Below are 17,748 nucleotides of genomic sequence, written 5' to 3' on the forward strand. Positions count from 1 at the left end.
GCTTTGTACAATAACAATGCTCATGGTGCTGTGAATTAGCTAACGCCAATCTAGTTGAGTTTAGAGCGGTAAATACAGCTTAGTTTTAATGATCATATGTCAAACAAGATATATGCAATCGCGCTGCGCGCTTTTACAAAAAGTTTAGGGAATTGGAACAATGAATGTATGGCATGACTTCGCTTTAGTTGCCAATCAGTATCGCTCAAATACGGCGATAGAATACGGTTCGTTAAGATATTCTTACGATCAACTTAGCCAAGCGGTTGCAAGTTTGCAGCAACAGGTGTCGCAACAGCTCGCTAGTCAAGGCCACGCAACGGCACAGCCTGTACGCATTGCCGTTTACCTAGATAAATCACCATTGTGGGTAGCCAGTTTGTTGATGACTCAAAAAGCTGGGCATATTTTTATTCCAATAGACCCTAAATGGCCAGCAAAGCGCATTGAGCTTATTTTACGCCAAGCGCAACCTAATCTTGTGTTATGTGACAAACACACCGTCAGTTGCTTATCAGATATAGCTAATACTTTACTCATCAACGATACGGCTTTTGATGCTCAAACAAGCGAAGAGTTAACAGGGCAAAACGCTCATCAGGCGGGCTATCTTTACTTTACCTCGGGTTCAACAGGTGAGCCAAAAGGAATTTTAGGGCGCACAGATTCGCTAGCACATTTTATTCGTTGGCAATCAGATTTTGTACAGGTAGGGGAACAAGACAAGGCCAGCATGCTCACCTCGGTTGGCTTTGACCCGGTACTGCGAGACACCTTATTGCCTTTGTGTAACGGGGCAACATTGGTTATTCCTACGCATGCTGATATTTTGCTCGACCCTCAGGCAACACTAAAGTTTTTAGCTGATTCAAAAGTGACCCTAGTTCACCAAGTGCCTTCGATTGTTGAGCTATGGCTTGGACAACCCAAGCGCAGTATTGTGGAGGCGTTTTCTCATATTCGCGCGCTGATGCTGGCAGGTGAAAAGCTGCGCCCTGAGCTGGCTGCCAGTATTTATGCACAAGCCCCTGAACAACTAACCCTGTATAACTTGTATGGCCCAACGGAAACAACCTTAGCGCGCTTTTGTTACCCAGTACCTAAGCTGTCATTAACAGAACTTAAAGCGCTGGGCGCAACAATTCCGGTGGGTAAGCCAATAGCTGATAGCGCATTTTTGCTTAAACAAAACGAGCAAGAAAATGAAACGCAGAGTCGTGGTGAAGTGGTCATTAGCACTGAGTATTGTTCAGCAGGCTATTGGGAAGCAGAGCAATTAAAGGCGATAGCTTTTAGTGACTCTTCACAGCAGTGTGACTATGCAACGGGCGACCAAGGCGAGCTGAATAGTCAGGGCGATTTGGTAATTTTGGGGCGCCTTGATAAGCAAATAAAAATTAACGGTCAGCGCGTTGAGTTAGCTGAAATTGAGCTTGCGTATGAGCGCCTTGCTGAAGTTGATAAAGCGGTTGTGACATATCATCAAAATGCACAAGGTGTTCACCATATTTGCGCGCATTTAATTGCACCTCAAACACTTGAATTGGAACAGTTGCATCGCCAATTGGCAGAGCAATTACCCGTTTATATGATCCCGAGTAAAGTCTTCCAGCATGCACGTTTTGAGTTATTACCAAACGGTAAATCGGACCGCATGTTATTACTTAACTTTGCAAAAGGCGATGTGCAGCTAAGTGATGTAGTACAGCTGGCATCAATACCAAGCGATGACAGCGCGATATCATGGCCATCAGAGCTGCCAATAGCGCAAACAATCACAGCGCTTTGGCAGTCAGTTTTTACAGATGCACACTTTTGTGCAGCTGCCTCTGCATTTGCCTTGGGCGGCTCTTCGCTGCAGCTCGTCTCTTTACTTGCTCAGCTTAAATTGCAAACGGGTGTTGCGATACCGTACTTTGAGTTTGCCAAACAGCCAACACCGGCGCATTTGTTAGCCTTGTATAGTCAGTATGCAGATACACCTGCGCAGCAGCAAAGTACTGAGCTTGTTGATGCAAACTCGCTGACATTGGCGCAAAAAGGGCTGGTGTTTACTCAGCAGCTTTACCCGCAGCAGCCACTGTACAATATGCCTTATGCAATAACCTTCGCGGGCAACGTAGACGTTGAAAGGCTTTCACTGGCATTAGCAAATCTCAGCGAAAACGAAGGGTTATCACAGGCCATCGATTTAGATAATTTGCAATGGCGCAGCGGACAATGCCCTAGCTTAACCAGCTTGCAAGTAGAGCAGCTAGTGGATGCCAAGCAAGCGTTAGAGCAGTGGGCTGCAGCGTTGTTTGACTTAGAAAACGGCCCGCTACTTAAAGTGATGGTGGTACAAAGCCAATCACATTGGCAACTGGCCATCTGTGCGCACCATTTGCTGATGGATGCCGATAAGTTTGCGCTTATATTTGAGAACTTGTTAGCGCTTTATCACCAAACAGCGCCTATTGAAGCGCCTGCGCAACAAGACAATCGCCAATTGCTGGCTGATTATAACAGTGCGCAAAACTACTGGCAGCAAAAGTTAGCTGGGGTAAATACTGAGCTTGACTTAACGGGCATGCAATATAACACCATGCCTTTTAGTGGTGGTTTGCACTCGTTTGAGCTTTCTGAGCAACTAACCAAGTCTTTGCTGGGCCTAGCAAAGCAGCAGCAAGTATCAATAAATAGCGTACTGTTCAGCGCTTTTCAGGTGTTTTTATTCAAATATTCCTGCCAGTCACAAATTATCACCGGCTTACCATTTAAGGTTACGAGTGCTCAGCAGACGCGCTTTAATATTAATCCGCTGCCCATTGTGACTGAGTTTGATATGCAGCAGCCATTTAGTGAGCTGCTGGCGCACGTATCGCAAGATATTCAAACTGCTATTCATTATGGTATCTACCCATTTGCCAATATGGTGTGTGACTTAAACTTACAGGGCACACTTGGTTTTCATCCTGTTTTTCAAAGCTTATTTGCTTATCACGAAAATACCTTGCCCGTTGTTTATAGTACAGCAGGCTTAGAGCGCATCGACAGCAAAATAGCACGCTATAGCTTAAGTGCAGATATGTGGTTGCATGGCACGCAACTAAAAGGCTTGTTTGAGTATGGTGCTATTGCGTTTGATGCGTATCAGGCGGCTCACATTGTTGCTCACTTCAAGCAATTGCTTGAGTCGATTGTGGCACAGCCCAATGCGCCATTATCACAGTTGAGTGTGTTAGATGAGTGCCAGCAACAGCGGCTTCATGAGTTGGCTAGAGTCAGTGGCCAAATGCCAAAAATTCATACCATAGATGGCATGATTAAGGCGCAAGCTTTGGCAACACCAACACTTGGTGCAGTGACCTATCAATCACAGACCATCAGCTATGAAGAGCTAGAGGCGCGAGCCTTGTCGTGGGCTAAGCAACTTTATCAACTGGGCGTGCGACCTAACACCCGAGTGGGATTAAGTATCTCGCGCTCAATTGAGCTGGTGGTGGGCTTTTACGCAATATTAAAATTAGGCGCGGTATATGTGCCGCTTGACCCTGATTACCCCGCGCAGCGCCGAGAATTTATCATTGCAGACACGCAAATGCGCTTTTTGTTATGTGAACCGCAAGTGCTTGAGCAATATCAAGCGATGGACGTACGTTGCTTAGTTTTTGATAACAACAGTGCTATTTATGAGCACGGTGCAAGCGCCCCATTATGTTTGGATGAATTGGCAGAGTTACCTAGCTATCAAGCAGAGCATACCGGCCAAGATGTGGCTTACATTATTTATACTTCTGGCTCCACGGGTAAACCTAAAGGGGTGGAAGTCCCTCACATTGGGGTATGTAACTTAGCCTATGGCGAAGTTGAATTTCTCGATATGAAACCAGGCAGTAAAGTGCTGCAGTTTGCTTCATTTAGCTTTGATACCTCTATCTGGGAAATCGTAATGACGCTGTGTTCGGGCGGCGTGTTGGTAATGGCGGATAAACTGGCTATTTTACCCGGGCCTGACTTGGCCAAAACGTTACTTGAGCAGCGTATTACTCATGTGACTTTGCCTGCATCGTCTTTAGCGGCCTTGCCTTATCAAGAGTATCCAGATTTAAGCGTGATCATTACCGCCGGTGAAGCCTGTGCCATCGATTTATTGAGGTTATGGGGTAAAGGTCGCCGTTTTGTCAATTCATACGGACCAACCGAGGCATCGGTAAGTGCCAGTAACGCCGAGCTGCAGTGGGATGATGAGTTGGTTCATATAGGTCATCCACTTCCCAATGTGCAAACTTGGATTTTAGACAGCGCACAACAGCTGCGACCACAAGGTTTACCCGGTGAGTTATATGTTGGCGGAATTGGCGTTGCCAAAGGCTATTTAAACCGCCCAGAGCTAACAGCAGAAAAATTTGTTGCCGACCCATTTACCGCAGATAAACACGCCAAAATGTATCGCACGGGTGACTTGGTACGACTCAATCAGCATGGTCAGTTGGAGTTTTTAGGGCGCATAGACGAGCAGGTTAAAGTGCGAGGCTATCGCATAGAACCCAGCGAAATAGAAACCGTGCTCAGACAAGATGCCCACATTATTGATGCCAAAGTGATTGTAAAACACTTGGAGTCAGTCCCTTTGCTGGTGGCTTATGTGAGTATTGGGCAACATACATTCGATGAAAAAACGCTACGTGGCTACTTAGCCAAGCAGCTGCCGAGCTATATGCAACCAGACCGCTTTGTGGCAATGGAAGACTTTCCGCGTTTACCAAACAATAAAATAAACGTAAAAGCGCTGCCTGAGCCGCAAGTGCAAAGTGCGCAAACGTACGACTTTGATGGTGATGATGAAGTAGCAGGCCAAGTAGCCTGTGTGTGGCAAGACTTTTTAGCCGTAGAGCACATAACACAAAGTGATAACTTCTTTAGCTTAGGTGGCAACTCATTGTTGGCCGTGTCGATGATGCGGGTATTAAGCAAAGCATTTGCCGTTGATTTAGGGGTCAGTGAGTTATTTAGATACCCAACGGTGGGTGAGCTGGCGCTGCACATCACCCAGCTGTTACAAGATAAGCCAGAGGAAGCCAATCACGGCAAGCTGCAAATTGAAAGTCAAACTTGGTATCCCATGACTGCCTCGCAGCAGCGTTTGTATTATTTGCAGCAACTAGATGAACAGGCGATTAGCTATAACTTGGCATTTTGCGACTTTCTGACTGGTGAACTGCAAACCGATAAGCTCTATAAGGCATTAGAGTTAACACTTAAACGCCATGGCGGGTTGCGCTGTGAATTTAGACAATCAAGCGCGGGTTTAGAGCAACGTGTTGTTGATAATGCACTGCTGCTTAAGCAAATCGATTACTCGGCTCAGTCAGAACTATTTTTTGATTTTTGCCAACAGTTTAGCGATAAAGCGCGAACGCAAGTGTGGAACCTAAGCGATGGGGTGCCACTTCAGCTTACTTTTATCACCGATAACTGCGCGCATCACGCGGTCATTTTAGCATGCCACCATATCATGCTCGACCAAGAGGCATTGGCGCGTTTTCGAAGTGATTGGCAGCAAATCTATTTGCAACTGTGCGATGTAAATTATGATGAATTAGCAATACAGCAAGACACTGTTGATTATCAAATCATCAAGCATGCACTTTGGCAGCAGCAAAACCGTGGCTCTGTGGCTTGGCAAAACAGCCTTGATTTTTGGCTATCACAGCTAAGCGATGCTCAAGCACAATTGAATTTACCGATTGCTAATAAAACTCACAGCGCTGCGCAAGTGAGCATCGTTCAGCAGCAAGTTGATGAAGTTGTTCAAACGTGGGTGAGTGCGCTTGCAAAGCAGCTGCAATGTTCTGAATTTAATTGCTGGTTTGGCTTATTCTATGGGTTTTTATATCGCTATTGTGGCGCGCAGCAAGATATTACCTTATTACTGCCAATATTAGGCTTATCAACGCAAGAAGACTATGTGGGTTTGCGCTTAAATACCCTTGCGCTAAGGCAGCAATGTGATGGTAAACAAACGCTTAGTCAGCTTATCAGCCAAACTCGCAAACGCTTTTTAGATGCCACCCGTCATGGACAAATCCCTTTTGATGAGGTGGTTGATGCCCTTGGATGGGGCGGTGACAAAGCCCCAGAGGTGATGTTTGTTTATAAAGAAAGCTCAAGGCAGCAGACGTTACCAAATATACATACTCAGAGCTTAGCGCTTGATAGTCAGCAGGCTAAGTTCCCATTAACGCTGTTTGTTGAGGCAAGCGACCAAGCATACGGCGCAAACTGCAAGTGGGAATATGATAGCGCACGCGTAAGTGAGCAACATATGCAGCAGATACAAGCTGCATGGCACCTGTTTTTGGTGAATTTAAGTAAGCTTGATAGCAATACGACAGCGCTCAGTGAGGTAGCAATTAATGCACACACTTATCAGCAGCCCAGTTTTATCGCCCAGCAGCAGGCTTTGCCTGCAACTTGGCTCGTTGAGCAGCTACAACATGCCGAGCTGCAACACGCTACTCAATTGGCTTTATCACAAGGTGATGTACAGCTCAGTTATGCTCAGGCCAAGCAGCAAAGTGGACAACTGGCTAATTGGTTGCAAGAACAAGCATGTAATAAGGCTCATCAACCGCGCTGTTTAATATTGCAAAAACACAGCCCGATGTTGGTGATAAGCATTATGGCCGCAATAAAAGCGGGCTGGTGTTATATCCCCGTTGACCCAAGTTATCCCGCTGCACGTGTTGCCCATATTATTGCTGATGCCAAGCCTGATATGATTTTGACGGATAGACAAAGCGCAGCCGATTTTGCCTTAGATGAGTGCACCCCTTGGGTAGCTGTTGACCAAAGCTCGTTACCTTGGCAGCACTACAGTCAAGATTTTCAAATCGCAAAGTGCGCACAGGCGGCGTACATTATTTATACCTCAGGTTCTACCGGTAAGCCAAAAGGGGTGGAAGTTGGCTTATCCAGTTTGGCGCATTACTTAGCGTTTGCGACGTCGACTTACTTACCTGCATCGCTCGAAGGCGGCATGATCTTTCACAGTTCGGTGGGCTTTGATGCAACGGTTACGAGTTTATTTTTGCCGTGGTTAACGGGTCGTCCTCTTTACATCGTTGAGCCTTCAAAGCCGCTAGAGTCACTATGTGAATTATTTAGCCAGCGCCATTATGGCGCAGTAAAAATCGCTCCTGCACATTTAGATGTGTTACGCCAGCATGTGTCTGCTGAGCACTTAGATAATGCAGCGCACCTTATTATTGGCGGGGATGCGCTGCATTATGGTGCGCTTGAATCATGGCGTGACACCGATGTGGTGGTATTTAATGAGTATGGCCCAACGGAGGCCACGGTTGGCTGTGGTATCTATCACTTTGCACCTAAGCGATGTAATGACACCGGCCCTGTGCCAATCGGTCAAGCGATTGCGGGGACTGAACTGTTGGTACTCGATAAAGACCATAATCTGGTGCCTTGTGGGGTGATTGGTGAGCTATATATTGCTGGATTTAGCTTGGCCCATGGCTATGTAAATATGCCCGAAGTAACCGCTGAAAAGTTCAGTGACCATCCTTTTGATAACACCAGAAAGATTTATCAAAGTGGCGACTTAGTTAGGTATAACGATGCGGGCCAATTGGTTTACTTAGGGCGTAAAGACAACCAAGTGAAATTAGCGGGCAATCGTATAGAGCTATCGGATGTAGAAGCCTGTGCCCTTAGCATTGATGTAGTGAGCGATGCGATAGCCTTGATTAAAGACAATGCCCAAGGCAATAAGGTGTTAGCGCTTTATTATGTGTGCAGCGACGCGATTTCTCAGCAGCAGTTGCGTGCAAAATTAAGCGATGCGTTGCCACAGTATATGATCCCTGCGCAATTGTTTGAATTGGCAGCGATGCCGTTGACTCACAACGCTAAAGTGGACCGCGCTGCACTGCTGGCAATCGAACCAAACAATAACAACACAACTGAAGATGAGCACACTTCTCCTGTAATAGAGACTTTGCGAGCAATTTGGCAAGAGGTGTTAAAGCTCGAGCGCATTTCGGTCAATGATAACTTTTTTGCTTTGGGCGGCGACTCTATTGTTAGCTTGCAGATCATCTTCAAAGCGCGTGAGCAAGGGCTTAAGATCACCCCGAGAATGATGCTAACGCATCAAAGCATTTCGCAATTAGCGGCAGTGGTGTCGTTAGAAACGCAGCAGCAAGTTACGCAACAAGAGGGGGAGTTTGCCTTAACCCCTATTTTGCAGTGGGCAATTGAATACAACGCACCACAAATTAACCACCTGAATCAATCACGTATAGTGACGTTACCTGATAACTGCGATTTGGCAATGTTACAACAAGCGTTACTGAGTGTGATCAATCACCACGGCATGCTGCGCTTTAAGCTATCTCAGACGCAGCAGCAATGGCGAGCTGAAATAGCTCCAGCGTTGGCAGCGCTACAATTAAGTGAGCCTGTGAGCCTTAGCCATGACGAATTTGATGCGTGGCTCAAAATACAACAAAGCAGCTTAGATTTAACACAGCAGCCATGGTTATTGCGCCAATTTGTGTTAGCCGATAACCAACTACGTTTGCTGTGGGTGATGCACCACGGTGCGGTGGACCATGTTTCTTGGCAAATCATCATCGACGACTTAAATCGTGCTTATCAGCAGTTGCTAGCTGGGGAGTCGGTGCAGCTAGCAGCAGTCACCTGTGGCTACGGAAATTGGGCGCAGTGGTGCAATACGCACAGTGTTGCGACGATGGCTAAGGTGTCAAAAAGCAGTATTGCACGTTTGCCGTTATACGATGATGGCATGAATACGCTTCTTTTAGCGGGAGACACCCAAGTCTTTACTCAAACACTGCAATTTGATTTATACCAAGAACTGAATGACAGTGTACTTGCACAGCATGCTCAGCAAGTGTTATTGGTCAGTGCCATGGCGCAAGCCGTACGCGAGTGGGCCGAGATAGAGCGGGTACTGATTGTCAGTGAAAATCATGGTCGCGGCGTTGATGCATTGGATGTCAGTCGCACCGTAGGGTGGTTTACGCACTTTAATCCGCTGTTTGTGCAAACATCGGGGCGCTTGTTAGATACCCTACATGCCAGCCGACAGCAGGTTATGTCAGCAACGCAGTTAGCCAGCGTTGACCGTGCAATTGATAAAACCGTGTTAGAGCAGGCGCATGTGTGTCTTAACTTCTTAGGTAAAGCATCAACAAGTAACAACAAACAGGTGTTAGCGCTTGACCCTGAGCTATTACTACCTTATCAAACTGGCGCGCAAAACCGTCGTGGCTTTGCATTAACCTTGGATGTTGAAGCCACTGACAAAGGGTTAAAGTTATATTGGTCGCATGCGGCGCATGGTGACAGTGCACAGCGGGTGAAAGAGTTAGCAAACTGTTTTGAGTCTAACTTAAATGCGTTGCTGGTGTTGCTACAGCAAAACCAAAGCACTGCGTTTTTATCAATATGTGACCCGCAAGCGAACATCAGTGCCGCACAATTAGCACAATTGAGTGAGCAGCAACCAATAGAGCGAGTGCTAAGCGCAAATAGCATGCAACAGGCCATGGTTTTCCATAGTCAGCACAATGAGCAAGGCCATTTTTATCACGAGCAATTGTGTTTTGATTTACCGCAGGCTAAGCCTCATGAGCAAAGTCATTATCAACACTGTTGGCAGCAGCTGGTCGATACCCACCCAATGCTCAGAGCAAGGTTTGTTAGTACCTTGACCGATGAACCGCTGTTGGTGGTTGATGCCCATGCGCAAGCTGCTTGGCAAGCACTGAAAATTGACAATGATGAACAACTACAGGCACTACTCGATGCTGACAAGGAGCTGGGCTTTGCCTTAGAGCAAGCGCCTCTGCACAGAGTTTATTGGCTTGAGCAAGGCGAGCAAATCAAGATGCTGTTGGTACATCACCATGGCATTTTGGACGGCTGGTCGGTGAGCTTACTGCTGGCACAGTTTACTGACTTGCTTAATAACAAACCCATAGCTAAGGCCAACTACGATTTAGTTGCGCAAAAGAATGACTTCACCATTGTGGCACCATTTTGGCGCTCGCAGCTGGCCGATTTTGCGCATAGTAAACTACCGCTAGATACGTTGTCTGTTATGCAGCAAGCAGAGGGCGAAGTTGGTCACTACATCAGTGAGTACTTGCAGCTTTCACAGCTTGAAACCAATGCGTTAAAAGCTCTGGCACGCAGTGCCAATGTGTCGATTAATACCGTGTTGCAAGGGGCTTGGGCATTAGTTTTACAGCGTCAACAAGGCCATGCAAAAGTATGTTTTGGGGTGACTCATGCAGGTCGTCAGCCTGAGCGCGGACAATTGCAGCAGTCGATAGGCTTGTTTATTGAAACGCTACCATTACCAATTGATTATCAAGGTCAAACACAGCTCGGTGAATGGTTAGCTCATATTCAGCAGCAAATGGGGCAGGTGCAAAGCCAAGCGGCTGAACTTGGCGAGCTTAAAGTTATTGCTGGCCTCAGTGCCGACAGCCGTTTATTTGACAGCTTAGTGGTGTTTGAAAACTACCCGCATGAGCGTACACCTAGCCACTTTGTATTTGATTTTGCAATTGAGAAAACAGAAACCCCACTCACTTTAGTGATTAGTGAGCAGCAAGGGTTAAAAATTAAGTTCAACTACCATAGTCCAAGCGCAGCGGGTCATGAGCCGTTGCAAGGCTTAATCGCTCAATTAGAGACCGCATTACAGCAGTTGACAGCCTCGCAGCTAAACACACCACTGGCACATATCAATACCGTGCCAGCGCAGCAACAAGCGCGTTTGCTCAATGACTGGCAAGGTGAAACCATCCCCCTTCCAGCGCAAGACTTTGTGAGCTTATTCGATAATATGGTTGCGAAGTATCCGCAGCAGAGCGCGGTATCAGCACCTAACGGCGAGCTGACGTATGCGCAGTTGGCGCTTCGCAGTGAGCAATTAGCAGCAACATTAATCGCCAAAGGGATTGTTGCGGGTGAATATGTAGGTGTTTGTTATCAAGCTCATAGCGACTTATTGGTTGCCATCATCGCGCTGCTGCGCGCTGGAGCCGCTTATATCCCTATTGAGCCAAATTACCCTGCACAGCGCAAACAATACATGCTTAAACAAGCGCAAGCACGTGTGCTGCTAAGTGATGACACACAAGCCGATTGGCTACAACACATTGATGTATCAGCGTATCAAGTGGATGAACTGATACAGCAACCAGTCCCGCGCCCCGAAGTATGGCCACATTTATCGCATAAATCCCCTTGCTATGCGATCTATACTTCGGGGTCGACGGGTCAACCGAAAGGCGTTGCCATAAGCCACGGCGCATTGGTTAACTACGTCACTCATTGTCAGCGAGCGTACCACTACCCTGTTGGTGGTAAGGTGCCTGTAACCACATCAATTAGCTTTGATGCAACGGTAACCAGTTTGTTGGTGCCAATTGCTTGTGGTGCGCAAGTGCAGCTATTTAGCCAAGACACCCAGCTGATTGAGTTAGCAAAAGGGATTCAAGCTGGCAGTTTTTGTTTAGCTAAATTAACCCCAGCTCACTTAGACCTAATACACCAAGATTTAGGCCACGATTTTAAAGCCAATATTCACACCCTAGTGGTGGGCGGTGAAGCGCTGCACCGCGCAACATGTCAGCCTTGGCTTGCGGATAATGCCCGCATTATCAATGAATATGGACCAACTGAAGCCACGGTCGGCTGCTGTATTTACTCAGTGCCAGAGGCTGAGCAATTAGCCGATGTACCAATTGGTAGCGCAATTCAAAATACCCAGCTGTATGTGCTGGATGAATACTTAGCGTTATTACCCATTGGCGCAGAAGGCGAGCTGTATATTGGGGGGATGGGCCTTGCCCAAGGTTATGTTAACCAACCACAATTAACGGCTGAAAAATTTGTGCTGCATCCGTTTAAGGCGGGTGAAACCCTCTATAAAACTGGGGATAGAGCCTACTTTGATCACACTGGACGATTGCATTATCGCGGTCGTAGTGATGAACAAGTCAAAGTGCGCGGACACCGTGTTGAGCTCAGTGACATTGAGCAGAACATTCTTAGCCATAAGGATGTTGCCCACGTCGCTGTGGTACTAAGTCAAGGCGATAGCACACAAGCACATGCTCGGACTCGCATTATTGCCTTTGTGGTTGCGCAAGACAGCGTTACAGACTGGTCTGCATTGCAGACCAGCCTTCAAGATGAGCTGGCAAACACCTTACCTGATTTTATGCACCCAGATGTGTGGCAGCACGTCTCGCAGTTGCCACTGACAGCAAATGGGAAAGTAGATCGCAAAGCACTATTGGCTTTAGCAGTAGAGCAACCAGTCACCTTTTTGGAACCTAGTACGCACACCGAAAAGAAACTCGCTCAAATTTGGCGTGAACAGCTGCAAGTTCAGCAAGTTGGTCAACAGAGCAGTTTCTTTGATTTAGGGGGGCATTCGCTCAAGGCGAGTCAGATACTGGCTCGAGTACAAAAAGAATTCAAAGTTAAAGTACCTCTGTCGGCGTTTTTGAGAATGCCTACGCTCAGTGCTTTGGCTGGTGCAATAGATAAAGCACCGAAAGTGAGCACATCGAATATTCGTATAAGTTCACGTAGAAAACGTCAATAAAGACGAAACAAGGATAATAAACAAGTTTGCGCTTAACGTAGCGGTGATGAGGATAACACAATGACTGAACAACTTTCTTTTCCAGTTTCAATGGCCCAGCAAGGTATGTGGCTAAGTGAAACTCTTTTCTCGGGCACAGGGCATAATCATGTCTGTCAGGGATTTTGTATAAATAAGTCGATACGCAATGACTTAATAGAACAAGCTGTATCACTGATTGTGCAGCAGCAAGAATCTTTGCGTACGGTATTTAAGTTTCAGCAAGGCGAGGTAAAACAGTACATTTTGCCCGAACTTGATTGGCATATTGAGCAGCTGGAGTGTGTGCAAAGTGAACAAACGCAGTTAGTGCGACGCTTAACTCGCGAGACATTTAGTTTATCTCAGGCGCCATTATTTCGTGTTATTCGCTTAGTTCAGCCTGAGCAAGACAAGCTCCTATTTATTTTCCACCATATCATCACCGATGGCTGGTCGGCTGACATTTTTAAGCGCCAGTTATGGCAAAATTATCAGCAATTAGCGCAAGGAATTACACCACAATTAGAAGAGCTTGAGCTGCAATATGGCGACTTTGCTGAGTGGCAAATTGAGCAATTGGCAGAGCAACAGGCGCAGCAGCAATTGGCTTATTGGCGTGAACAGCTGGCAAATGTCACACCTTGTACTTTTCCTGCAGATAAAGTGCGCCCAGCGCAGCCGAGTTTTCAGGGTAAGCAATTAGAAATAGCCTTGCCTAAGCAGTTAGTGCAAGGGGTAAATACCCTAGCACAACAGCAGCAAACAAGTGCATTTAATATCTATTTAAGCGCGTTTAAGGTGCTGATCAGTCGTTACACTCGCCAAGAAGACATCACCGTAGGCTCACCAGTTGCTGGTCGTGATATGGCAGAGCTTGAGCCGATCATCGGCTATTTTGTTAATACCGTGGTTTATCGTACTCAGTGCGATATGTCGCAAAGTTTTAGTGCTTATTTAGAGCAAGTTAAAAATACCGTGCTTGATGCTTGGGAATACCAACAGTTACCATTTGCCAAGTTAGTCAGTGATATATATGGCGAAAGAAGCCTAGATACCTCGCCATTTTTCCAATTGATGTTCGCCTACTATCGCCATGATGGTGACGCTGACGAGCAGATGTCTGATCTGGGAGTAAGCAGCTGGCAGTTGCACAACGATACCAGCAAATTTGACCTGACTTTATCGCTTGAAGACAATATCGATGCTGTTTCCATGGCCTTGGAATACAGCACAGAGTTGTTTGAAGTGCAAAGCATTGAGCGTATTGCTGCGGCATACACGCAGTTATTAGCCTCTATTATTGCCGCGCCTAATTTGCCTTTGTATCAATTGCCTTTACTTGATGAAGAAGCGAAAAATGCTCAGCTTGCGCGATATGCATCCACTTCTGGTGATTATTCATCACCGTTTAACAGCATTTGCGAAGGCTTTGAGCAGATGGTGGCGCGCTTTGAAAATAACGAAGCAATTGTTGATGGTGAGCGCACGCTAACTTATCAGCAGCTCAATGTAAATGCTAACCAACTAGCTCGTCATCTGCTTAACGTACAGCCACAATTAGGATTAGGGTCGAAAGTGGCGATTTGTTTATCGCCAAGCGTAAATACCATGGTGGCGATTTTAGCGGTGTTAAAAGTCGGCGCGGCTTACGTGCCAATTGACCCAAGTGCGGGCCAGCAAAGACTGGAATATATTTTAGATGATGCCAATGTGGATGTGGTTATCGGCAATCAAGACAGCCTTGCTTTATTTGCGCAGCGTAACTTACAACTGGTTTGTTTAGATACCCATGCGCAGCAGATAGCAAGCAACGATGACAGCAATTTAAATTGCCACATAGAGCGCACTGATCAAGCTTATATGATTTATACCTCGGGCTCTACGGGTAAACCAAAAGGCGTGAAAACAACACACCACAACGTGTTGAGACTCTTTAGTGCCACCGATCATTGGTTTGAGTTTAACAGCCAAGATGTATGGAGCTTATTTCACTCATGCGTGTTTGACTTTTCGGTTTGGGAAATGTGGGGCGCATTGTTATACGGTGCAAAATTGGTGGTGATCCCCAAAGAGGTGACTCGTGCACCAGACGTGTTTGCACAGTGGGTCGAAAAGTATCAGATCACGGTATTGAATCAAACACCGTCGGCATTTAAACAATACGCCGCAATAGGTAAGCCCTATAGCTTACGCTACGTCATTTTTGGTGGCGAAGCGCTGGATATTCCCTCGGTATCACGTTGGTTTGAGCAATACTCGCAGCAGCAACCAAAGCTTATCAACATGTATGGCATCACTGAAACCACAGTGCATGTCACTTACCAAGAGCTGTCGGCTGAGCTATTAAAAGGGCGTATTGCGGCGCCAATTGGTGAAGCTATTCCAGATTTATCTATGTACGTATTAGACCCGTGGTTACAACCTGTGCCAGATGGCATGACTGGCGAGCTGTTTGTATCTGGAGACGGCGTTGCTGATGGTTATCATAACCGTGCACAGTTGAGCGCAGAGCGTTTTCTTAACAACCCATTTAATGACGCGCAGCCAACACTTTATCGCTCTGGGGATTTAGTGAAAGTAGATAACCAAGGTGAACTAATTTACCAAGGGCGTGCCGATCACCAAGTAAAGATCCGTGGTTTTAGGATTGAATTAGGGGAGATTGAAAACGCGTTATTAGCCTGCAACGGCATCAAAGAGGCTTTAGTGTTAGCACACGAAGCGCCGCAGCAAGGTGCGCAATTGGTGGCTTATGTTGTCTGTGATGCGCTTAGCGTGCAAGCGTTGCGAGAACAACTTGCCAAGACCTTGCCTGAGTATATGATCCCCGCCATTTTTATGCCGTTAACGGCATTTCCACTAACCATTAATGGCAAAATTGACCGCCGCGCATTGCCTGAGCCTAAAGTAGATAGAAGCACCCTCACGCAAGAGTTTGTTGCACCAAGTAGTGCCATAGAAGTAGGTATTGCAAAAATTTGGCAACAAGTACTGAACGTTGATAGCGTTAGCGTCAACGATAACTTCTTTGCACTGGGAGGTGACTCATTACGTGCGGTGCAAGTGAATGAGTTGTTAGAGCAACAAGGGATTTCTTTACCACTAGAGCAAATTTTTAAGACCCAAACCATCAAAGCGCTCGCTGAATATCTAAGCCAACACGATGCAGACTCTATGGGCGTTGTAAAAGATGTTCCAGCTTTTAGCATGATAAGCGAGGAGCAGCGCGCGCAACTACCTGAAGATGTCATTGATGCTTATCCTTTGAGCGGCATGCAGGCAGGTATGTTCTACCATATGATGTTGGCGCCAGAGTCGAATATCTATCACTGTACGGGTACCTCGCACATTTGCTTGGACCATAAGCTCAACGAAGCACTGTTTTATGAAGCGGTGCAAGAGTTGGTGGCTCATCACGAAATTTTGCGCACAGGATTTGACCTACACAATGAGTATCAACCCATTCAATGTGTGCATGCCCATGCGCTGTTGCCTGTGGAGTTTTCTGATATCACGTCGCTGGATGAGTCACAGCAAGAAGCGCAAGTGATGGCACTGATTGAACAAGAAAAAGCCTCACCATTTGATTTAACTAAACCTACGTTGCTGCGCTTTTTTATTCAGCATCGCAGTGCCACAAGCTTCCAGTTTACCATGACGGAATGCCACCCGATTTTTGATGGATGGAGCTACCACTCGCTGATTGTTGATGTGTTTAACCTTTATGCCGAAAAAATGGGCCGTCGTGCGCCCACTGCATTGCCACAGTTAAACTGGCGTTATGCAGACTTTGTGGCTACCGAAAAGGCGACCATCAATAACCCGCAAAGCATCGATTTTTGGACAAATTATTTGGCTGATTTTGAGCCACTGGCATTGCCGCTGCAAAGTGATGCGATGTGTCAATCAAAGCAATTGCGTGCGGTACACCTGCGAATTGAAGATAACATTTACAACGGCTTAAAAGCCTTGATGAAACAAGCCAATGTACCTTTGAAGAGTGTGTTATTAGCAGGTCACATTAAGGTGATGAGCTTGGTCAGCTCACAACACGATGTACTAACGGGTATACCGACCAATGGCCGTTATGAAGGTAAGGGTGGTGATAAACAGTATGGTCTATTTATCAATACATTACCGTTTAGACAAAAGTTAAAAGACGGCACTTGGCAAGCCCTCATTCAAGATACCTTTGCGCTTGAGTGTGACCTTATTCCACATCGTCGCTTCCCACTGGCAGAAGTGCAGCGCTTAGTCGGCCGAGAAACCGCACTGCTAGAAGATGTGTTATTTAATTACATGGACTTCCACGTATATGAGGCGCTGTGCCCTGAATTAGGGTTAACAGTGAAAAATAACCTGCGTACCGACCAAGTTCATGAAGGCACCAACTTTGCCCTGACAGTGCATTTCCAACACTTAACACTGTCGTCAGGTCTAAAAGCCAATGACGTGTCATTGCAGTTGGACTACGACAACGACCTGCTAACACGTGAGCAAGTGGTGGCGCTGGGCGAGTTATACATGGCGGTATTTGCGCAAATGGCTGACAACGCCCATGCACAGCATCAAGAATTTGGTCACAGCGCTGTTGCGATTACCCAGCGTTTAGCAACAGTTACAGCCAGTGATTTAGCGCAATTAGACAGTGCCTCAATGCAAGAGTCAGTTACTGAGCAAGCGGAGCAACATGCAGCGGAGCAAAACGGGGAGCCTATTGAGCAAGCATTGCTTGAGGGGGTTCGTCGCGTTTGGCATGAATTATTGCAAGCGCAGGTAAGTGATACCGATAACTTCTTTGATGCAGGTGGTCACTCGCTGTTGTTCTTACCCTTGCTCACAAAGCTCAAAGCACTACCAGAGCAGGGGCCTATGAGTGATGAAAGCACCGTGGCACTCAAAGCAATTACCACGCTTGATTTAATTAATTACCCGTCGATTGAACGCTTTTGCCAGTTTATTTGCGGGACAGGGCAAGCTACTGCGCAAGCTGACAGTGACAAGGCAAAAAATAAACAAGATGCGAGAGCAAGAATGCTCAAGCTGAGAAACCGACAAGGTAAAAGGGCATAAGC

2 protein-coding genes are annotated in these 17,748 nt (G+C 46.5%); both read left to right on the plus strand.

Annotated elements, in window-relative coordinates; all coding sequences use genetic code 11:
- Positions 1-160 precede the first annotated feature (160 nt).
- On the plus strand, positions 161-12,652 hold the full coding sequence (locus HC733_RS00575) for a non-ribosomal peptide synthetase (RefSeq protein WP_190363119.1): 12,492 nt from the start codon (positions 161-163) through the stop codon (positions 12,650-12,652).
- Between the two features lie 60 nt (positions 12,653-12,712).
- Positions 12,713-17,746, plus strand: a complete 5,034-nt coding sequence (locus tag HC733_RS00580) for a non-ribosomal peptide synthetase (protein ID WP_190363120.1) — start codon at positions 12,713-12,715, stop codon at positions 17,744-17,746.
- Positions 17,747-17,748 lie beyond the last annotated feature (2 nt).

It is taken from the genome of Pseudoalteromonas sp. S16_S37 (assembly GCF_014694405.1).
Classification (GTDB): domain Bacteria; phylum Pseudomonadota; class Gammaproteobacteria; order Enterobacterales; family Alteromonadaceae; genus Pseudoalteromonas.